The following is a 19,853-nucleotide window of genomic DNA, read 5'->3' on the forward strand; positions in this document are numbered from 1 at the left end:
CGGGACGATGAGGTGGGGTAACCATGAACGCGCCGTACGACGGTGAACGCGGCCAGGGCGCGGCCGGTTCGGGCTACCCCGAGCCGCCGCCGGAGCCCGGCCAGGTCCCGCCGCAGCACGCGGCTGACATGTACCTCCAGGACGCCTACGACCAGGACCCCTACCGGGCACAGGACCTCTCGGCCCAGGACCCGGTCGCCGAGGCGCTCTACGACCGTGCCGCCCACCCGCCGCCGCCCCCGGGCACGTACCCCCAGCAACCGCTCTACGGCCGGCCCGCCCAGTCGCCGTACGCCCCGGACCCGCAGGTGTGGGCCCAGACGCCTGCGCCCGAGCCGGAGGGCCCGACCCAGTACCTGCCGTACGGCGACGACCCCCGGACGACCCAGTTCGTGGGCGTGGACGACCTGGTCTCGCACTCCGGTGAGGAACGCCACGAGCCGGACGCCTTCGCCCACCTCTTCCGGGACCAGCAGCAGAGCGGCTACCGGGACCCGCAGCAGGGCGGCACCCAGCTGCCGACCGAGCCCCCGGCGGTACCCGGTCCGGCCGCGGCCCCGGGCGGCGTCTCACCCAGGCCGCGGTACCAGGCGCCGACCCCCCCGGCCGCCCCGTCCCCCGCGAGCGACCAGACGCTGAACCTCGGTGCCGCGCCCGTCGCCGCGGCCGCACCGGACACCGCCGCCCCCGCCCCGGCCCCCGTCAAGAAGGGCGGGAAGGCCGGAGGGCTGCTCAAGTCGAGCGCCGTGATGGCGGCGGGCACGATGGTCTCCCGCCTCACCGGTTTCGTCCGCTCCGCGCTGATCGTCTCCGCGCTGGGCGTCGGTCTGCTCGGCGACACCTTCCAGGTCGCCTACCAGCTGCCGACGATGATCTACATCCTGACCGTCGGCGGCGGCCTCAACTCGGTCTTCGTGCCGCAGCTGGTGCGCGCCATGAAGGAGGACGACGACGGCGGCGAGGCGTTCGCCAACCGGCTGCTGACCCTCGTGATGGTGGCGCTGGGCCTGCTCACGGCGGCCACCATCGCGGCCGCGCCCCTCCTCATCCGCCTGCTGTCCGACCCGGTGGCCAGCGACCCGGCGGCCAACGAGGTCGGCATCACCTTCGTGCGCTACTTCCTGCCCTCGATCTTCTTCATGGGCATCCACGTGGTGATGGGCCAGATCCTCAACGCACGGGGCAAGTTCGGCGCGATGATGTGGACCCCGGTCCTCAACAACATCGTCATCATCGTCACCCTCGGCCTGTTCATCTGGGTGTACGGCACCGCCGCGCACTCCGGCATGAAGGTCACGAACATCCCGCCGGAGGGCCAGCGACTGCTCGGCCTCGGCGTGCTGCTCGGTCTGGTGGTCCAGGCCCTGGCCATGGTCCCCTACCTGCGCGAGACCGGGTTCCGGCTGCGGCTGCGCTTCGACTGGCGGGGCCACGGCCTCGGCAAGGCCGCCACGCTCGCCAAGTGGACCGTGCTCTTCGTCCTCGCCAACCAGGCCGGCGCGATCGTCGTCTCCCAGCTGTCGACCGCGGCCGGCAAGCACTCCCCGGTCGACGGCACCGGCTTCGCCGCCTACGCCAACGCCCAGCTGATCTGGGGCCTGCCGCAGGCCATCATCACGGTCTCCCTGATGGCGGCCCTGCTGCCGCGGATCTCACGCTCCGCCGCCGAGAACGACACGGGCGCCGTCCGCGACGACATCTCCCAGGGACTGCGGACGACCGCCGTCGCGATCGTCCCCATCTCCTTCGGCTTCCTGGCCCTCGGCATCCCGATGTGCACCCTGATCTTCGGTTCCTCGGGCATCAGCGAGGCCACCAACATGGGCTTCATGCTGATGGCCTTCGCCCTCGGCCTGATCCCCTACTCGGTGCAGTACGTCGTCCTGCGTGCCTTCTACGCCTACGAAGACACCCGCACCCCGTTCTACAACACTGTCATCGTCGCCGCGGTCAACGCGGGCGCCTCGGTCGCCTGTTACTACCTGCTTCCGGCGCGCTGGGCGGTGGCGGGCATGGCCGCCTCGTACGGCCTGGCCTACGCGACCGGCGTCGGAGTGGCGTGGCGGCGGCTGCGCAAGCGGCTCGGCGGCGACCTCGACGGCTCCCGGGTCACCCGCACCTACGCCCGGCTGTGCATCGCCTCCGTACCGGCGGCACTGCTCAGTGGTGCGGCCTGCTACGGCATCGGCCACACTCTGGGGCAGGGTGTGATCGGTTCCTTCGCCGCGCTGCTGGCCGGCGGAGTCCTTCTGCTCGGCGTCTTCTACGTGGCCGCGCGCCGCATGCGCATCGAGGAGCTCAACTCCCTCGTGGGTATGGTGCGCGGGCGTCTGGGTCGCTGAGACAGGGGTAAGCGCACAACCATCGTTCGCCGCCGCGTGTCGTGCATAGCGGGGGACTGTGGGCACAATTGGTTTCGGCGTCGGACAGCGTGCAACGGATGGGGAGGCAGGGAACGACGGTGGCGGAACGGAGCACGGCTGCCGTCGACGTGGCAGACAACAGCGGTGACAAGCCGCTGACCGCCAAGGCGGACCAGTCCACGGCCGACGGGGTGGCCCAGAACCCGGAGCAGGACACGGACAGCGACAGGGCCCAGGGGAGCGGTACGGCCGCGGACCCCGGGAAGAAGACCTCACCTCCCGAACTGCACAGCGGTCACAAACTCGCCAGACGCTACCGTCTCGAGGAGTGCGTCACCCGTCTGGACGGATTCAGCAGCTGGCGTGCGGTCGACGAGAAACTCCGGCGTGCCGTCGGAGTCCACGTCCTGCCCGCCGATCATGCGCGCAGCCGTGCGGTGCTGGCCGCCGCCCGGTCCGCCGCACTGCTCGGCGATCCCCGGTTCGTCCAGGTGCTGGACGCCGTCGAGGAGAACGACCTCGTGTACGTCGTGCACGAGTGGCTTCCCGACGCCACCGAGCTGACCGCGCTGCTCGCGGCCGGCCCGCTGGAGCCGCACGACGCCTACCAGATGGTCAGTCAGATCGCCTCCGCGATGGCGGCCGCGCACCGCGAGGGCCTGGCGCACCTCCGCCTCAACCCGAACGCGGTGCTGCGTACCTCCACCGGCCAGTGGCGCATCCGCGGGCTCGCGGTGAACGCGGCGCTGCGCGGCATCAGTTCCGACACCCCCCAGCGCACCGACACCAAGGCGATCGGCGCCCTGCTGTACGCGGCGCTGACCCAGCGCTGGCCGTACGAGAGCGACGCCTACGGTCTGGCCGGGCTGCCCAAGGACGTCGGCCTCATCGCACCCGACCAGGTGCGCGCCGGGGTCCATCGCGGCCTGTCCGAGCTCGCCATGCGCGCCCTGGTCAACGACGGTGCCACCGCCTCCCGCCACGAGTCGGCCTGCACCACGCCCGAGGAGCTGGTGAAGGCGATCGGCGAGATGCCACGCATCCGCCCGCCGGAGCCGGCGTTCACGGCACCGCCCGAGTACCAGCGCACCACCTATCAGCAGGGCACCTACGGCCGCCCCGCGTCCCCCGGCGTGACCCAGCCCATCCAGCCCCCGCCGCCTCCGCTCCAGAGCCGCACCGGCAAGGCCCTGAAGTGGACCGTCTCGGCCCTTCTCATCGCGGCCCTGGGCCTGGGCAGTTGGCAGCTCGCGGAAGCCCTGATGAACCAGGGCGACAAGTCCGACGGCACCACCACGCAGACGACGGACGACGGCGACAAGAACAACGCCGGCCCCGCACCGGTCACCCCGATAAAGATCCAGGACGCCCAGGAGTACGTCGTCGACGGCGGCGCCCAGCACCCGACCGACGTGAAGTTGACCTACGACGGCAACACCTCCACCTTCTGGCGGACGAAGACCTTCAACGAGGGTCCCGAGCTGGCGCCGTACAAAGCAGGTGTGGGCATCGTCTACGACCTGGGCTCTGCGAAGGAACTCACCACGGGAACCATCTCCCTTCGCTACGCTGGCGATCACACGACGGTCGCGCTCTACGCCGCCGACTCGCTGACCCCGGGGCCGGTGAGTTCGCTGACGAAGATCGGCAGCATCACCACCACCGGGAGCACCGCCACGGTGAAGGTCAGCAAGAAGGTCAAGAGTCAGTACGTGCTCCTGTGGATGACCGCCGTGCCCAAGTCGGGTGCGGACCCTGCCACGTACTCGGACGCCGGTTACAAGCAGGCCATCACGGAAGTGAAGTTCACGGGCTGACGTCTCACCGGAGGCACCGAAGGCGGAGGGGCAGATGGCGGAGGGTGCCGGATACGGCGGGGTGAGCGATCAGGAGCTGCTCGCCCGCCATGTGGAAGGTGACCCCGACGCCTTCGGTGAGATCGTACGGCGGCACCGGGACCGGCTCTGGGCGGTCGCCCTGCGGACCCTGGGGGACCGCGAGGAGGCCGCCGACGCCGTCCAGGACGCCCTCGTGTCCGCCTACCGGGCCGCCCATACGTTCCGGGGCCAGTCGGCCGTCACGACCTGGCTGCACCGGATCACGGTGAACGCCTGCCTGGACCGGGCCCGTAAAGCGGCCTCCCGGAAAACGTCCCCGGTCGATGACACCGAGCGGCTGGAGCACCTGCTGGAGCCGCATGAATCGGCCTCCGCTCCGGCCGAGCGGCACGACCTGCACCGCCAGCTCCTGGAGGCCCTCGGCACCCTCCCGCACGACCAGCGCGCCGCGCTCGTCCTGGTCGACATGCAGGGATATCCGGTCGCGGAGGCGGCCCACATCCTCGAGGTGCCCACGGGGACGGTGAAGAGCCGCTGCGCTCGCGGCAGAGCCAGACTCCTGCCACTGCTCACTCATCTGCGGCCGGCAAACACCGGTGACGAGAATGACCCGGACCCGGCACGGAACCGGGCGGAGGGGACATCCGTCCCACCGGCAGCGAGGCCTCGAAACGAGGGCCCGCACAACACCGGGCCGAGTGATCCGGCCGCAGCGAAGGGCGGAGGTGGACGAGCGTGACGTCGACGACGGACGCGACCGGGCACCCGGACGTCTCGGAGATCTCCGACCTGACCGAAGGTCTGCTCCCGCCCGCCCGGACCGCAGAAGTACGGCAGCACCTCGACGGGTGCGAGCTCTGTGCCGATGTCCATGCCTCACTGGACGAGATCCGGGGCCTGCTCGGCACGGTCCCGGGTCCCGTAGCCATGCCGGCCGACGTCGCGAGCCGGATCGACGCGGCTCTCGCCGCCGAGGCCCTGTTGCAGACCGCCCCACCCGAAGCTCATGTTTCACGTGAAACATCGACGCTCGCGTCCCCAGGGGGCCGTCCGGCAGGAAGGCCGAGCGCCTCGACCGGTCCTGGCCGCAGGAACCACGGATCCGACCGTGGTCGCCGTCGCCGGACCCTCGCCCTCGGTGCTGTCCTCACCGCCGCCGTCCTGGGCGCCGGATCCTTCTTCCTCCTCTCGCTCGGCGGCAACGACAAGGGGCCGGTGACAGCTCAGGGCAAGCCGACGAACTCCGCCGTGGGCTTCACCAAAAGCACCCTGCAGACGGAGGTGAACGGCCTCCTCGGCACCAAGGCAACGTTGCGCGGCTCCAAGAGGCCGGAGGTGGGCATCCAGGGCGACTCCACCCCGTCCGGATCGTCGGCGGCCCCGTACTCCCCCTTCATCCAGCCGCTGCCATCGGTGCCGTCGTGCGTCCGTGAGGGCATCAGCCAGTCCGGTGACCTGCTCGCCGCGAAGGAGGGGACGTACGAGGGGAAGCGCGTCTATCTCGTCGTGCTCCCCGACGCCTCGGACTCCTCGCGAGTGACCGCCTTCGTCGTGGACGCCGACTGCAGCAGCGCGACCTCCCCGGGCAAGGTCCTTCTGACCGAGTCCCTGGCTCGTCCCTGAGCGCCTCCGGCACAACTCCGAGCCGAGGACGCATCGTCTCCGCCCGACGCGGAAATCCGTAGGTGTGGGATGGCCGTGTGCCCGGACACACCGGGAATGCGCGCCCCGTAGGATCCGTTGGGTGGGGTGAGAGCTTCCGAGAGAAGCTCTCACCGGTCGAACTGACGTAGACCAGAGACGAGGAATCAAGCCGTGAGCGACGTCCGTAACGTGATCATCATCGGCTCCGGGCCCGCCGGCTACACGGCGGCGCTCTACACCGCGCGCGCGTCGCTGAAGCCCCTCGTGTTCGAGGGTGCCGTCACCGCGGGCGGTGCGCTGATGAACACCACCGAGGTGGAGAACTTCCCGGGCTTCCGCGACGGCATCATGGGCCCCGACCTCATGGACAACATGCGGGCGCAGGCCGAGCGCTTCGGCGCCGAGCTGGTTCCGGACGACGTCGTCTCCGTCGACCTGACCGGTGAGATCAAGACCGTCACGGACACCGCGGGCACGGTCCACAAGGCCAAGGCCGTCATCGTCACCACTGGCTCCCAGCACCGCAAGCTCGGCCTGCCGAACGAGGACGCGCTCTCCGGCCGTGGCGTCTCCTGGTGCGCCACCTGTGACGGCTTCTTCTTCAAGGACCAGGACATCGCCGTGATCGGCGGCGGCGACACCGCGATGGAGGAGGCCACCTTCCTCTCCCGGTTCGCCAGGTCCGTGACGATCGTCCACCGCCGGGACACCCTGCGCGCCTCCAAGGCGATGCAGGAGCGCGCTTTCGCCGACCCGAAGATCAAGTTCGCCTGGGACAGCGAGATCGCCGAGGTCCAGGGCGAGCAGAAGCTGGCCGGCCTCAAGCTCCGCAACGTCAAGACCGGCGAGCTCTCCGACCTGCCGGTGACCGGCCTGTTCATCGCGATCGGCCACGACCCGCGCACCGAGCTCTTCAAGGGACAGCTCGACCTCGACGAGGAGGGCTACCTCAAGGTCGCCGCACCCTCGACGCACACCAACGTCACGGGTGTGTTCGCCGCCGGTGACGTGGTCGACCACACCTACCGCCAGGCGATCACCGCGGCCGGCACCGGCTGCTCCGCCGCTCTCGACGCCGAGCGTTTCCTCGCCGCCCTCGCGGACGAGGAGAAGGCCGAGCCCGAGAAGACCACCGTCTGATCATCCCCCTTCCTCCCCACCGCACCATCAAGTAAAGGAGCCCGCCGTGGCCGGCACTCTGAAGCATGTGACCGACGCCGACTTCGAAGAGGTCGTCCTCAAGAGCGACAAGCCTGTCCTGGTGGACTTCTGGGCCGAGTGGTGCGGTCCCTGCCGCCAGATCGCCCCGTCACTGGAGGCGATCGCCGCCGAGCACGGCGAGAAGATCGAGATCGTCAAGCTGAACATCGACGAGAACCCGACCACGGCGGCCAAGTACGGCGTCATGTCGATCCCGACCCTGAACGTCTACCAGCATGGCGAGGTCGCCAAGACCATCGTCGGCGCCAAGCCGAAGGCCGCGCTTGTGCGTGACCTTGAGGCCTTCATCGCCGAGTGACGTTTCACGTGAAACACGAATGGGCCAACCCCTGTGGGTTGGCCCATTCGCATCAGAGCGGTCGTAGCGCCGGTTCCTTCTGTACGGCCCCCAGCAGCCTGTCGAGCGCCAGCTCGACGTCTTCCTTCCAGGAGAGCGTCGTCCGCAGTTCCAGCCGCAGCCGGGGATGCACGGGATGCTGCCGTACCGTCTTGAAGCCCACGGCGAGCAGGTGCTCGGCGGGCAGCAGACAGGCAGGCTCCTTGTAGCGGGCGTCGCCGAACGCCTCGATCGCCTTGAAGCCGCGTCTCAGGAGATCCTTGGCGACCGTCTGGACCATCACCCGCCCGAGTCCCTGTCCCTGGTAGCCGGGCATGATGAAGCCCGTGATCAGCTGGACGGCATCCGGTGCGACCGGGCTGGTGGGGAACGCCGTGGAGCGAGGGACGTAGGCGGGCGGGGCGTAGAGCACGAAGCCCACCGGTACGTCGTCGACATAGACCACCCGACCGCAGGAACCCCAGTCGAGCAGGACCGCGGAGATCCAGGACTCCTTCTCCAGCGCGGGTGTCCCCGCTTTCACCGCTGCTTCGCCGCTGACGGGGTCCAGTTCCCAGAAGACGCACGAGCGGCAGCGCTGGGGAAGGTCCTGAAGGTTGTCCAGCGTGAGCGGTATGAGCCGACGCCCCATGAAGGCTGTTCCTCGCTTCCTTCGCCCGCGGCGTCGCGAGCGACTGCCAGAGCGCTGCGTTCCCTGAGCAGACTGCCGATGAACCCTACGGTCGCACCCAGTCCCAGGCCCGCGCTCACGAGTCCGGTGCGGCTCATCGATCGCATGGCCCCCGCCTCCCATTCAGAGGTGCTGCCAGCTGCCAGATGAATGCGCCATACCGAACGCATCGTATCCACACCGGGATTCCATCGGCACCGCATGAAAGCAAAGAGCGGATCGTGTCCGGTGTGAACCGGACACGATCCGCTCTGGAGACAACCGGGCGGTCAGTCCTCGGACTTCTCGGCGCTCGGGGCGTCACCGTCCTGGAGTCCATGGTGGAGGACCGGCCCCTCGCCCGGGGCGAGCGTCCCGAGGATCCGCTCCAGGTCCTCCATCGAGGCGAACTCGACGGTGATCTTGCCCTTCTTCTGGCCGAGGTCGACCTTCACCCGTGTCTCGAAGCGGTCCGAAAGCCGGGTCGCGAGATCGGTCAGCGCTGGGGAGAGGCGGGCGCCGGCCCGTGGCCCCTTGGCACGGGTCGCCGTCTGAGGACGGGATCCCATCAGGGTCACGATCTCCTCGACGGCCCGCACCGACAGCCCCTCGGCCACGATCCGGTGGGCCAGTCGGTCCTGCTCCTCCGAGTCGTCGACGGAGAGCAGCGCCCGGGCGTGACCGGCCGACAGCACTCCCGCGGCGACCCGGCGCTGAACCGCCGGTGACAGTTTGAGCAACCGCAGCGTGTTGGAGACCTGCGGGCGGGAGCGCCCGATCCGGTCGGCCAGCTGGTCGTGCGTGCAGTTGAAGTCCTTCAGCAACTGGTCGTAGGCGGCGGCCTCTTCCAGCGGGTTCAGCTGGGCGCGGTGCAGGTTCTCCAGCAGCGCGTCCAGGAGGAGCTTCTCGTCGTCCGTCGCCCTGACGATCGCCGGGATCGCCTCCAGACCGGCCTCGCGGCAGGCCCGCCAGCGCCGCTCACCCATGATGAGCTCATAACGCGCGGGGCCCAACTGCCGGACGACGACCGGCTGGAGCAGACCCACCTCCTGGATGGAGGTGACCAGCTCGTGCAGAGCGTCCTCGTCGAAGACCTCACGCGGCTGGCGCGGGTTCGGCGTGATGTCGTCGAGGGGGATCTCCGCGAAGTGGGCGCCCATCGGGGGCGCGGGCATCTCCGGGGCCGAGCCGAACACCGAGGGCTCCTCGGTCTCCTGGACGACCGGCGGCAGGGTGGTCACCTTGGCCGCCGCGACCCCGCGGTCCGTCAGTGGTGGGACGGCGGCGGGAGTTCCCGTCGGGCCGCCCTCCACCGCGGTCTGTGCCGGGGTCCGCTCGGTCGGGGCAGCAGGGATCAGTGCGCCCAGACCACGGCCCAGGCCAATCCTCCGTCGGTCGCTCACTGGATCCCCTCCACCATGTTCGGGTTCGTCTGTGCGCCGATATGGGCCTGTGTCGGGTCGTAGCTGACACCGACGCCCCTCAGCGCGATTTCTCGGGCCGCCTCAAGATAGGAGAGGGCACCGCTCGATCCAGGATCGTAGGTCAGTACCGTCTGCCCGTAACTCGGCGCCTCGGAGATACGGACCGAGCGGGGAATGCTCGTCCGCAGCACCTCGTCGCCGAAGTGACTGCGCACCTCGTCCGCGACCTGGGAGGCGAGGCGCGTCCGGCCGTCGTACATGGTGAGCAGGATGGTCGACACATGCAGGTCGGGGTTGAGGTGCCCCCGCACCAGGTCGACGTTGCGGAGCAGCTGGCCCAGTCCCTCCAGCGCGTAGTACTCACACTGGATCGGGATGAGTACCTCGGCGCCCGCGACGAGTGCGTTGACCGTCAGCAGGCCGAGCGAGGGCGGGCAGTCGATGAGGATGTAGTCCAGCGGCTGCTCGTACGCCAGGATCGCCCGCTGAAGCCGGCTCTCCCGCGCCACCAGGGACACCAGCTCGATCTCCGCACCGGCGAGATCGATGGTGGCGGGAGCACAGAAGAGACCCTCGACGTCCACCACCGGCTGGACGACCTCGGCAAGCGGCTTGCTCTCGACCAACACGTCGTAGATGGACGGAACTTCGGCGTGGTGGTCGATGCCCAACGCGGTGGAGGCATTGCCCTGAGGGTCGAGGTCGATCACCAGAACACGACCGCCGTGCAGGGCGAGTGACGCGGCAAGGTTGACGGTGGTCGTCGTCTTGCCCACGCCGCCCTTCTGGTTGGCGACCACGATGACTCTGGTCTGCTCCGGACGTGGCAGACCTTCGCCGGCGCGGCCCAAAGCCTCCACCGCGAGTTGGGCAGCACGACCGATGGGAGTGTCGTCCATCGGAGGCGGTGTTTCACGTGAAACATCCGCCCCCATCGATTCGGTACGGGGACCGGGGACCGGATCGGTCATCGGTCCCGCGATGTTGGCGTCGGACCGCAAGGATTCACTCTCCTCGACTTCAGGCTCGCAATGAACAGAGCCTCCCATGTCTTCGGGGTCGTGAACCAGTGAGGCCTGTTGTTCTGTGGAGAAATCCACCTCTGTGGACAACTCCGTGCCCCGCAGGGAGGACGGAGTGTCACCAGCGGGGTCCCCTCCCAGGGAACCAAGGGGCTTTCGATCACGCGGTTCGGCCGCAGCGCGGCCCCGGCCGATGATGCCGTGCAGCAAGGAACGACGTTTCACGTGAAACACGATGCACAGCACGCGGGGCCGAAAAGCCGCGACACTCCGTCATGCGTAGTTTCGGCAGCTTGTGTGGAGTACGTCTCACCGTCATCCGCGTCGGCGACGAGCCCGCCCCGTGCGGGCCGCCTTCGCTCGTTTGGCCGCGAAGCGCACACCGCCCGGGCTCTCCCCGACCTCCACCCGGACGACCGTGGACAGCGGATCCACCACACCCTCACCCACCTGGAGGACAGACGTGGACACCGCACCGAGCTTGGTCAGCGCCGTCGCCGCGGCCTTCAGCTCCTCCTCCGCCGTGTCCCCCTTGAGGGCCAGCATCTCGCCGTAGGGCCGCAACAGCGGAATCCCCCAGGTGGCCAGACGGTCCAGCGGAGCGACGGCACGGGCCGTCACCACATGCACCGGAGGCAGCTTGCCCATGACCTCCTCGGCACGGCCGCGCACCACGGTCACATGGTCCAGGCCGAGCAGTTCGACGACCTCGGTCAGGAAGTTGGTACGCCGCAGCAACGGCTCAAGGAGGGTGATGTTGAGGTCCTCCCTGACCAGCGCCAGCGGGATACCCGGCAATCCTGCGCCGGAGCCCACATCGCACACGGTCACCCCCTCGGGGACCGCCTCCGAGAGCACCGCGCAGTTCAGCAGGTGCCGCTCCCACAGGCGAGGCACTTCCCGTGGGCCGATCAGACCACGCTGCACGCCTGCCTCGGCGAGCAGCTCCGCGTAGCGGACCGCATCGGCGAAGCGCTCGCCGAACACTTCCCGCGCCTGTTCGGGCGCCGGGGGGAGCTCCGCAGCCTCCGTCACGGGGACCGTCCTTCCGTACAGCGCCGGCGCTTCGCGCACCGACCACCAGAACTACAGGCTGACAAAGATCGGCCCCGTCTGCGGACAGACGGGGCCGGTAAAGCAGGGGACCTGTCAGGCGGGCAGTACGACGACGAACCGCTGCGGCTCCTCGCCCTCAGACTCGCTGCGCAGGCCGGCGGACTTGACCGCGTCGTGCACGACCTTGCGCTCGAACGGGGTCATCGGCTTGAGCTTCACGGGCTCACCGGTGTTCTTCACCTCGGTGGCGGCCTTGGCGCCCAGCTCGGAGAGCTCAGCACGCTTCTTGGCCCGGTAGCCGGCGATGTCGAGCATCAGTCGGCTGCGGTCACCGGTCTCCCGGTGCACGGCCAGGCGGGTCAGCTCCTGGAGCGCCTCCAGCACCTCGCCGTCACGGCCGACCAGCTTCTGCAGGTCGCGGCCGCCCGCGTCGCTGATGATCGACACAGAGGCGCGGTCGGCCTCGACGTCCATGTCGATGTCGCCGTCGAGGTCGGCGATGTCCAGCAGACCTTCGAGGTAGTCCGCCGCGATCTCACCCTCCTGCTCCAGGCGGGTGAGGGTGTCTGCACCCTCGGCAGCGGCGGAGGTGGTGCCTTCCGTCACGGGATGGGCTCCTTCTTACTTCTTGGACGGGGACTTGGGGCGCTGCGGGCCGCCCTTGCGCTGACCGGATTGGGCCCTGCTTCGGCCGTTGGATCCGGCCTTCGGAGCCTGCGCGGCGGCGGGCTTCGCGCCTCGCGGCTCGTCGGACTTCTCCAGCGAGGTCGTCTTCTCCGCAGCGTCCGACTTCTCCGGCACGTCCGACGGAGAGTCGCCGGCCGCCTTCAGGGCGCCGGACTGGCGCTGGGCCTTGGTCTGGCGCTTGGGCTGCTGGCGCTTGGCGGCGCCGGTGGTCGTGACGCCGTCCTCGGTCACCGCGTCGGCCTGGGCCTCGCCCTTCACCACGTTGCCGTCGGCCTGGGCCACAAGGCCCGCCTTGGTCAGCGCGTTGATGAACTTGCGCTCGAACTCGTTGCGGTCACGGCCCTTGGCGACGATCGCCTTGATGATCGTCTTCTCGCTGCGCCGACGCGCCTTGCCGTGGTGCGTGACGTGGTGGGTGAGGCGCTCCAGGTAGGCGGCCTGGGCCTTGGAACCCGGGGTGGGGTTGTTGCGGATGACGTACATCTGCTGACCCATGGTCCACACGTTGGTGGTCAGCCAGTAGACGAGAACACCGACCGGGAAGTTGATGCCGAAGACGGCGAACATGACCGGGAAGACGTACATCAGCATCTTCTGCTGCTGCATGAACGGCGTCTTGACCGTGGTGTCGACGTTCTTCGTCATCAGCTGGCGCTGCGTGTAGAACTGCGACGCCGACATCAGAACGATCATGACGGCGGTGACGATCCGGACGTCGGTGAGGGAGGCGCCGAGCGCCTCCACCTTCGCGGAACCGTCCGTGAACTTCGCGGCGAGCGGGGCACCGAAGATGTGGGCCTTACGGGCGCTGGCGAGCAGCGACTCGTTGATGACGCCGATCGTGGTGCCCGTCGCGATGCCGTTGAGCACGTGGTACAGGGCGAAGAAGAACGGGGACTGCGCCAGGATGGGAAGGCACGAGGAGAGCGGGTTGGTACCCGACTCCTTGTACAGCTTCATCATCTCTTCGGACTGGCGCTGCTTGTCGTTCTTGTAGCGCTCCTGGATCTTCTTCATCTCGGGCTGGAGCGTCTGCATCGCCCGGGTCGCCTTGATCTGCTTCACGAAGAGCGGGATCAGGCAGATGCGGATCAGGATCACCAGGGACACGATGGACAAGCCCCAGGCCCAGCCCGTGTCGGGACCGAAGATCTTCCCGTACACCGAGTGGAACTGGACGATGACCCATGAAACGGGTGTCGTGATGAAGCTGAAAAGACTGGCAATCGTGTCCACTAATCATGCTCCTTGGGCATGGGACGAGGTCTCTGCGGCCGGGCTCGAAGGAACCCCGGTGGGAGGCTTCCCCTCGGTGGCCGAGGCGGCGGAGGGCCCGCCCCTGCGTGCACGCCAGGCGTCACGCAGCATTTCGTGCCACCGCGGGCGCTTGCGCGGCGGAACATGGTCCACACCACCGAGCGACCACGGGTTGCACCGCAGGATGCGCCAGGCGGTCAGTGCCGTTCCCTTGATCGCACCGTGCCGGTCGATGGCCGTGTAGCCGTAGTGGGAACACGACGGGTAGTACTTGCACACCGGCCCGAGCAATGGACTGATCGTCCACTGGTACAGCTTGATCAGAGCCAGCAGCGGGTACTTCATCGCGCGCCCCCTCCCAGCAGCCGTTCGATGGCGGCATCCAGGTCTTGGGCCAGCTGTGCATGGTCGGCGTCACCCGCTCCGGGCAGCGCTCGTACGACTACCAGGCTACCGGGGGGGAACAGGGCGACTCGGTCACGCATCAGATGGCGAAGTCTGCGCTTCACTGTGTTGCGCACGACCGCGCCACCCACGGCCTTGCTCACGACGAAACCCGCACGCGTCGGGGGAGCGCTCTCCCCAGGCGCGTGCGGGTCCGTGGCACCGCTACGAAAGTGGACGACGAGGGACGGGCGACCGGCCCGGCGCCCCCGTCGTACCGCGGTCGCGAAGTCCTCGCGCCGCCTCAGCCGATGCTCGGTAGGCAGCACGACGTCATGACCTGATCGGATCAGGCGGACAGGCTGGCGCGACCCTTTGCACGACGGTTCGCAAGAATCGCGCGGCCGGCACGGGTGCGCATCCGCAGGCGGAAGCCGTGGGTCTTGGCGCGACGACGGTTGTTCGGCTGGAAGGTGCGCTTGCTCACTCGGGGGCTCCAGAAATCAAATCGGTGTGGCGGGTGCCGTCCTGGCTGTCACCGTGCGCCCACGAGTAGCTCGTATCACGCCCGAGTGCACCGCTTCCCGATCACCTTCAGCGATCTGTGCCCATCGGAGGCAGGCGGCAGCAGCCATCGACAACTCGACCTGGTTACGGTACGCGGGGCTACGCCATTCGGTCAAACCAGCAGTCACGGAGAGACACTGTCCACAGGCTGGGGACAACAACTTGAACCGCAGCCGCCACGCTGACTACCGTGGCTGAACTCCGATTCGTTCCTTTATCCCCGCCCGACCTGATTTTCATCCCGACCCGTCCTCGAACCACACGTTCGTGGGACCTGTGAGAGAGCGTGCCCTGTGGCTGACGTACCTGCCGATCTTGCCGCAGTGTGGCCACGAGTACTGGAGCAGCTCCTCGGTGAGGGCCGCGGTCAGGGTGTGGAGACGAAGGACGAGCACTGGATCCGGCGCTGCCAGCCGCTCGCGCTGGTCGCGGACACCGCTCTGCTCGCCGTGCCGAACGAATTCGCGAAGAACGTACTGGAGGGCCGTCTCGCACCGATCGTCAGCGAGAGCCTGACCCGTGAGTGCGGCCGCCCGATCCGGATCGCGATCACCGTGGACGAGTCCGCGGGCGAGCCCCCGGCCCCGCCGCCACCTCCCGTCCAGAAACAGCGCTACGAGGAAACCGAGCTTCCGCCGGCACCGCAGTACGACGGCGGATACGGCCGGCACCGCGCCGAGCACCGGCCCGAGCCCCACCCCGACCAGGGCGGCCGCGACGCCGGCCGGGACGCCGGCCGCGACCAGCTGCCCACCGCCCGCCCGGCCTACCCCTCCGAGTACCAGCGCCCCGAACCCGGCGCCTGGCCGCGCCCGGGACAGGACGAGTACAGCTGGCAGCAGCCGCGGCTCGGCTTCCCCGAACGCGACCCCTACGCCTCGCCGGCCCAGGACTCCTACCGCTCGGACGGCTACGGCGACTCCTACTCCCAGGAGTACCGCCCGCAGCAGCCGATGGACCGGCCGTCCTACGAACAGCAGCGCGCCGAGTACGAACCGCCGCGCCCCGAGTACGACCGCCCGGACTACGACCGTCCCGACTACGACCAGCGGGACACCGGACGCCGTGAGCCGCCCGGCCCCTCGGGCGGGCCGGGCCAGGGCCACCGCGGCGGCACCGGACGCCAGGACCTGCCGGGCGGGGGCGCGCCGGGCCCGCTGGGCGCCAAGCCCGCGCCGGCGACGGGTCCCGGCGAACCGACCGCCCGACTGAACCCCAAGTACCTCTTCGACACGTTCGTCATCGGCGCCTCCAACCGCTTCGCCCACGCGGCCGCGGTGGCCGTCGCCGAGGCACCCGCGAAGGCGTACAACCCGCTCTTCATCTACGGCGAGTCGGGCCTCGGCAAGACGCACCTGCTGCACGCGATCGGGCACTACGCGCGAAGCCTCTACCCCGGCACCCGCGTGCGGTACGTGAGCTCGGAGGAGTTCACCAACGAGTTCATCAACTCCATCCGCGACGGCAAGGGCGACAGCTTCCGCAAGCGCTACCGCGAGATGGACATCCTGCTCGTCGACGACATCCAGTTCCTCGCGGACAAGGAGTCGACGCAGGAGGAGTTCTTCCACACCTTCAACACGCTCCACAACGCGAACAAGCAGATCGTGCTGTCCAGTGACCGGCCGCCGAAGCAGCTGGTCACGCTGGAGGACCGGCTGCGGAACCGTTTCGAGTGGGGTCTGATCACCGACGTGCAGCCGCCGGAGCTGGAGACGCGTATCGCGATCCTCCGCAAGAAGGCGGTGCAGGAGCAGCTGAACGCGCCGCCGGAGGTGCTGGAGTTCATCGCCTCCCGCATCTCGCGCAACATCCGCGAGCTGGAGGGCGCGCTGATCCGGGTGACGGCGTTCGCGTCGCTCAACCGGCAGCCGGTCGATCTCGGGCTGACGGAGATCGTCCTCAAGGACCTGATCCCGGGCGGCCAGGACACGACGCCCGAGATCACCGCCACGGCCATCATGGCGTCGACCGCCGACTACTTCGGCCTCACCGTCGAGGACCTGTGCGGCAGCTCACGCGGACGGCAGCTGGTCACGGCGCGGCAGATCGCCATGTACCTGTGCCGGGAGCTGACCGACCTGTCGCTGCCGAAGATCGGGGCGCAGTTCGGCAACCGGGACCACACGACCGTGATGCACGCCGACCGGAAGATCCGGGCGCTGATGGCGGAGCGGCGGTCGATCTACAACCAGGTGACGGAGCTGACGAACCGGATCAAGAACGGGTAGCGGTCCAGCCGACGGTTCCACGGCGTTCAGGGCGCCCTCGGGAGTCATCCCGAGGGCGCCCTTTCGGCGTCCTGAGGGCGGTTCGGGAGGGGGTCGCCGCCGCCCGGTGGGGGCTTGTCGCGCGGTTCCCCGCGCCTCTGATGGGTCGCGTCAGCTGAACGAGGCCGCGAGCAGGGGCCCCTCGCTGTTCGATTACCGGCCTGGTTACGGCCGTCCTCCACAGATTTGCCGACTTTCTTGCGTCCACACCCTGGGGACTGTGAGGTTGTCCCGAACGTCGTCCACAGGCTGGGGGTCGGGCGGACATCGAGGCAGCTCAGGTGCCTGTGGAATCGTGGACGACGGATATCCACAGACTGTGGACGACGGAATGATCCACAGCCTGTGCATGATGTTGTCCACCGTCGACCCACAGGCTGAGGGGCAGTTGTCCCCAGCATCCACCACCTTCTCCACATGGCTGTCCACTGTTCGGCAACGCGACGCGCCCGCTCACCGCGTCGAGTGAAAGGCGTCACATGAAGGTGCCAGGTTGGGCTGTGGGAAAGGTGGGTAAAGCTGGGGACGGCGTTGGGGAGAAGTCACCTCAGGCTGTGCACGGTGTGTGCAGAACTTTCTGTTCTCCACAGAGACACCCCGTTGTCCACCGGCTCCGCCCACAGGGGCAGTGGACAAAATCTCGGCCCTGAGCTGGGAAAACGAGGTTATCCACGGTATCCACAGCCCCTACTACTACTCCCAACTAGAGAGAGCTGGGAATCCGTTTCGAAGAGGGGCCTGTGCACAACTCGCTCTTCGGCCCTTGACCGCGCCTCGTCACGACTTGACCGCGACGGGCACCAGCTGTCAGTGCGGTGCGTCAGACTGGTCCCCGGTGTTCTTCCCCTCCCCGGGGCTCACGACACCGAGTCAGACGACGAAGGCGAAGCAGGGCGAGAAGCGCCGGCAACAGCAGGAGGCGGCTTAGGTGAAGATCCGGGTGGAACGCGACGTACTCGCGGAGGCAGTGGCCTGGGCGGCACGCAGCCTCCCGGCCCGTCCGCCGGCGCCGGTCCTCGCCGGCCTGCTCCTGAGGGCCGAGGACGGTCAGCTGAGCCTGTCCAGCTTCGACTACGAGGTGTCCGCGAGGGTCAGCGTCGAGACCGAGGTCGAGGAGGAGGGCACGGTCCTGGTCTCCGGCCGGCTGCTCGCCGACATCTGCCGTGCGCTCCCCAACCGGCCCGTGGAGATTTCCACAGACGGTGTACGGGCGACGGTGGTCTGTGGATCCTCGCGGTTCACGCTGCACACGCTGCCGGTGGAGGAGTACCCCTCGCTGCCGCAGATGCCGAACGCCACGGGCACGGTCCCCGGCGAGGTCTTCGCCTCCGCCGTCTCCCAGGTGGCCATCGCGGCCGGCCGTGACGACACGCTGCCGGTGCTGACCGGTGTGCGCATCGAGATCGAGGGCGACACGGTCACCCTGGCCTCCACCGACCGCTACCGCTTCGCGGTGCGTGAGTTCCTGTGGAAGCCGGAGAACCCGGAGACCTCCGCGGTGGCCCTGGTGCCCGCCAAGACGCTCCTGGACACCGCCAAGGCCCTCACGAGCGGCGACAGCGTCATCCTGGCGCTCTCCGGCTCCGGTGCGGGCGAGGGGCTGATCGGTTTCGAGGGCGCGGGCCGTCGTACGACCACGCGGCTGCTCGAAGGCGACCTGCCGAAGTACCGCACGCTGTTCCCGACCGAGTTCAACTCCGTCGCCGTGATCGAGACCGCCCCCTTCGTGGAGGCCGTCAAGCGCGTCGCGCTGGTCGCCGAGCGGAACACCCCGGTGCGGCTCAGCTTCGAGCAGGGTGTGCTGATCCTGGAGGCCGGTTCCAGCGACGACGCACAGGCTGTGGAAAGGGTGGACGCCCAGCTGGAGGGCGACGACATCTCGATCGCCTTCAACCCGACCTTCCTGCTCGACGGCCTGAGCGCGATCGACTCGCCGGTCGCCCAGCTGTCGTTCACGACGTCCACCAAGCCCGCGCTGCTCAGCGGCAAGCCGGCGCTGGACGCCGAGGCGGACGAGGCCTACAAGTACCTGATCATGCCGGTGCGTCTCAGCGGCTGAGTCGTCCACAGCTGTGCACGGTGCCGGGTGCCTCCTGTGGGTACCCGGCACCGTGGCGCGGTGGTTTGCCCCAGGTGAGCGCCTGTGCCCACAACTGTGCGCAATGGGCCGGGATTAGGCTCGGGTGCGGGCACGAACGTGCCTCTCCTGCCACACCGCGACCTAAGGAACAACTGATGGAGCTCGGTCTCGTCGGCCTCGGCAAGATGGGCGGCAACATGCGCGAGCGGATCCGCCGCGCGGGCCACACCGTCGTCGGATACGACCGCAACCCGGACCTCGCCGATGTCCACAGCCTGGAGGAGCTCGTGGGCAAGCTCAGCGGGCCCCGCGTGGTGTGGGTGATGGTCCCGGCCGGGGCCCCGACCCAGTCCACCGTCGACGAGCTGGCCGAGCTGCTGGAGCCCGGCGACGTGGTCGTCGACGGCGGCAACTCGCGCTGGACGGACGACGAGCGGCACGCCGAGGAGCTGGCGGCCAAGGGCATCGGCTTCGTCGACTGCGGGGTCTCCGGCGGCGTCTGGGGCCTGGAGAACGGCTACGCCCTGATGTACGGCGGTGACGCCGAGCACGTCGAGAAGGTGCGGCCCGTCTTCGACGCGCTGAAGCCCGCGGGCGACTTCGGTTCGGTGCACGCCGGCAAGGTCGGTGCGGGGCACTTCGCGAAGATGGTCCACAATGGCATCGAGTACGCGATGATGCAGGCCTACGCTGAGGGCTGGGAGCTCTTGGAGAAGGTCGACTCCGTCACGGACGTGCGCGAGGTCTTCCGCTCCTGGCAGGAGGGCACCGTCATCCGTTCCTGGCTGCTCGACCTCGCGGTGAACGCCCTCGACGAGGACGAGCACCTGGACCGGCTGAAGGGTTTCGCCCAGGACTCCGGCGAGGGCCGGTGGACCGTGGAGGCCGCGATAGACAACGCGGTGCCGCTGCCCGCGATCACCGCCTCGCTGTTCGCGCGGTTCGCGTCCCGCCAGGACGACTCGCCGCAGATGAAGATGATCGCCGCGCTGCGCAACCAGTTCGGCGGCCACGCCGTAGAGGCGAAGTAACACCAGGCAGAGACGAAGCAGCA

The 19,853-nt window shown here is 68.8% G+C and carries 18 protein-coding genes; 9 read left to right on the forward strand and 9 right to left on the reverse strand.

Features of this window, described 5'->3' with window-relative positions; genetic code table 11:
- Window positions 1-23 precede the first annotated feature (23 nt).
- From murJ to trxA, 6 genes are all read left to right on the forward strand, one after another.
- Window positions 24-2,342 carry a murein biosynthesis integral membrane protein MurJ gene (gene murJ / locus AB0958_RS09030; protein ID WP_366889692.1) on the forward strand — a complete coding sequence of 773 codons (2,319 nt, stop codon included), beginning with the start codon at window positions 24-26 and terminating at the stop codon, window positions 2,340-2,342.
- Window positions 2,343-2,461: 119 nt separating this feature from the next.
- Entirely contained in the window at window positions 2,462-4,180 is a 1,719-nt protein-coding gene (locus AB0958_RS09035; RefSeq protein WP_366889694.1) for a protein kinase family protein, read from the forward strand.
- 34 nt (window positions 4,181-4,214) lie between these two features.
- Entirely contained in the window at window positions 4,215-4,940 is a 726-nt protein-coding gene (gene sigM, locus AB0958_RS09040; RefSeq protein ID WP_366889695.1) for an RNA polymerase sigma factor SigM, read from the forward strand.
- The gene (locus AB0958_RS09045; RefSeq protein WP_366889697.1) at window positions 4,937-5,824 is read left to right on the forward strand and encodes a zf-HC2 domain-containing protein; all 888 of its coding nucleotides are present in this window, start codon (window positions 4,937-4,939) and stop codon (window positions 5,822-5,824) included. Before sigM ends, AB0958_RS09045 begins: the two co-directional genes overlap by 4 nt.
- 192 nt (window positions 5,825-6,016) lie before the next feature.
- Window positions 6,017-6,985, forward strand: coding sequence for a thioredoxin-disulfide reductase (gene trxB / locus AB0958_RS09050; protein ID WP_046727606.1), 969 nt, complete (start codon window positions 6,017-6,019; stop codon window positions 6,983-6,985).
- Between the two features lie 46 nt (window positions 6,986-7,031).
- Window positions 7,032-7,364, forward strand: a complete 333-nt coding sequence (trxA, locus tag AB0958_RS09055; RefSeq protein ID WP_366889698.1) for a thioredoxin — start codon at window positions 7,032-7,034, stop codon at window positions 7,362-7,364.
- A 52-nt stretch (window positions 7,365-7,416) separates the two neighbouring features.
- On the opposite strand, the gene AB0958_RS09060 is transcribed toward trxA, so the two are convergent.
- The 9 genes from AB0958_RS09060 to rpmH all read right to left on the reverse strand — a co-directional run bounded on the left by AB0958_RS09060 (window position 7,417) and on the right by rpmH (window position 14,369).
- Window positions 7,417-8,034 (reverse strand): GNAT family N-acetyltransferase, encoded by a 618-nt coding sequence (locus tag AB0958_RS09060; protein ID WP_366889699.1) that lies wholly within the window; start codon window positions 8,032-8,034, stop codon window positions 7,417-7,419.
- Between the two features lie 308 nt (window positions 8,035-8,342).
- Complete coding sequence (locus AB0958_RS09065; RefSeq protein ID WP_366889700.1) at window positions 8,343-9,455, reverse strand: ParB/RepB/Spo0J family partition protein; 1,113 nt, start codon at window positions 9,453-9,455, stop codon at window positions 8,343-8,345.
- Window positions 9,452-10,525: a ParA family protein gene (locus tag AB0958_RS09070; protein WP_358972150.1), complete on the reverse strand. Its 1,074-nt coding sequence runs from the start codon at window positions 10,523-10,525 to the stop codon at window positions 9,452-9,454. The genes AB0958_RS09065 and AB0958_RS09070 overlap by 4 nt, the downstream gene beginning before the upstream one ends.
- 288 nt (window positions 10,526-10,813) lie before the next feature.
- Entirely contained in the window at window positions 10,814-11,533 is a 720-nt protein-coding gene (gene rsmG / locus AB0958_RS09075) for a 16S rRNA (guanine(527)-N(7))-methyltransferase RsmG (protein WP_133023702.1), read from the reverse strand.
- A 114-nt stretch (window positions 11,534-11,647) separates the two neighbouring features.
- Entirely contained in the window at window positions 11,648-12,160 is a 513-nt protein-coding gene (locus AB0958_RS09080) for a R3H domain-containing nucleic acid-binding protein (protein ID WP_366889701.1), read from the reverse strand.
- Between the two features lie 15 nt (window positions 12,161-12,175).
- The gene (gene yidC, locus AB0958_RS09085) at window positions 12,176-13,477 is read right to left on the reverse strand and encodes a membrane protein insertase YidC (protein WP_366889702.1); all 1,302 of its coding nucleotides are present in this window, start codon (window positions 13,475-13,477) and stop codon (window positions 12,176-12,178) included.
- 3 nt (window positions 13,478-13,480) lie between these two features.
- A complete protein-coding gene (gene yidD / locus AB0958_RS09090; RefSeq protein ID WP_366889703.1) occupies window positions 13,481-13,843 on the reverse strand; it encodes a membrane protein insertion efficiency factor YidD in 363 nt (120 codons plus the stop codon).
- On the reverse strand, window positions 13,840-14,211 hold the full coding sequence (rnpA, locus tag AB0958_RS09095; RefSeq protein WP_366889704.1) for a ribonuclease P protein component: 372 nt from the start codon (window positions 14,209-14,211) through the stop codon (window positions 13,840-13,842). Before rnpA ends, yidD begins: the two co-directional genes overlap by 4 nt.
- A 20-nt stretch (window positions 14,212-14,231) precedes the next feature.
- Window positions 14,232-14,369 (reverse strand): 50S ribosomal protein L34, encoded by a 138-nt coding sequence (rpmH, locus tag AB0958_RS09100; RefSeq protein WP_015659252.1) that lies wholly within the window; start codon window positions 14,367-14,369, stop codon window positions 14,232-14,234.
- Between the two features lie 373 nt (window positions 14,370-14,742).
- Between rpmH and dnaA the strand changes: the two genes are divergently transcribed.
- From dnaA to gnd, 3 genes are all read left to right on the forward strand, one after another.
- Window positions 14,743-16,680: a chromosomal replication initiator protein DnaA gene (dnaA, locus tag AB0958_RS09105; RefSeq protein ID WP_366889706.1), complete on the forward strand. Its 1,938-nt coding sequence runs from the start codon at window positions 14,743-14,745 to the stop codon at window positions 16,678-16,680.
- Between the two features lie 967 nt (window positions 16,681-17,647).
- Entirely contained in the window at window positions 17,648-18,778 is a 1,131-nt protein-coding gene (gene dnaN / locus AB0958_RS09110; protein ID WP_366889707.1) for a DNA polymerase III subunit beta, read from the forward strand.
- 176 nt (window positions 18,779-18,954) lie between these two features.
- Window positions 18,955-19,830 (forward strand): phosphogluconate dehydrogenase (NAD(+)-dependent, decarboxylating), encoded by an 876-nt coding sequence (gene gnd / locus AB0958_RS09115; RefSeq protein WP_366889708.1) that lies wholly within the window; start codon window positions 18,955-18,957, stop codon window positions 19,828-19,830.
- Window positions 19,831-19,853: the final 23 nt, after the last annotated feature.

The sequence above is a fragment of the Streptomyces sp. NPDC006655 genome (assembly GCF_040703965.1).
In the GTDB taxonomy this organism is placed as follows: domain Bacteria; phylum Actinomycetota; class Actinomycetes; order Streptomycetales; family Streptomycetaceae; genus Streptomyces.

Excerpts from the sequence above, each read along its gene's own strand:
- yidD (WP_366889703.1), bottom strand. The coding sequence starts at position 13,843 with ATGAAGTACCCGCTGCTGGCTCTGATCAAGCTGTACCAGTGGACGATC.
- AB0958_RS09070 (WP_358972150.1), bottom strand. The coding sequence starts at position 10,525 with ATGGGAGGCTCTGTTCATTGCGAGCCTGAAGTCGAGGAGAGTGAATCC.
- AB0958_RS09060 (WP_366889699.1), bottom strand. The coding sequence starts at position 8,034 with ATGGGGCGTCGGCTCATACCGCTCACGCTGGACAACCTTCAGGACCTT.
- murJ (WP_366889692.1), top strand. The coding sequence starts at position 24 with ATGAACGCGCCGTACGACGGTGAACGCGGCCAGGGCGCGGCCGGTTCG.
- sigM (WP_366889695.1), top strand. The coding sequence starts at position 4,215 with ATGGCGGAGGGTGCCGGATACGGCGGGGTGAGCGATCAGGAGCTGCTC.
- gnd (WP_366889708.1), top strand. The coding sequence starts at position 18,955 with ATGGAGCTCGGTCTCGTCGGCCTCGGCAAGATGGGCGGCAACATGCGC.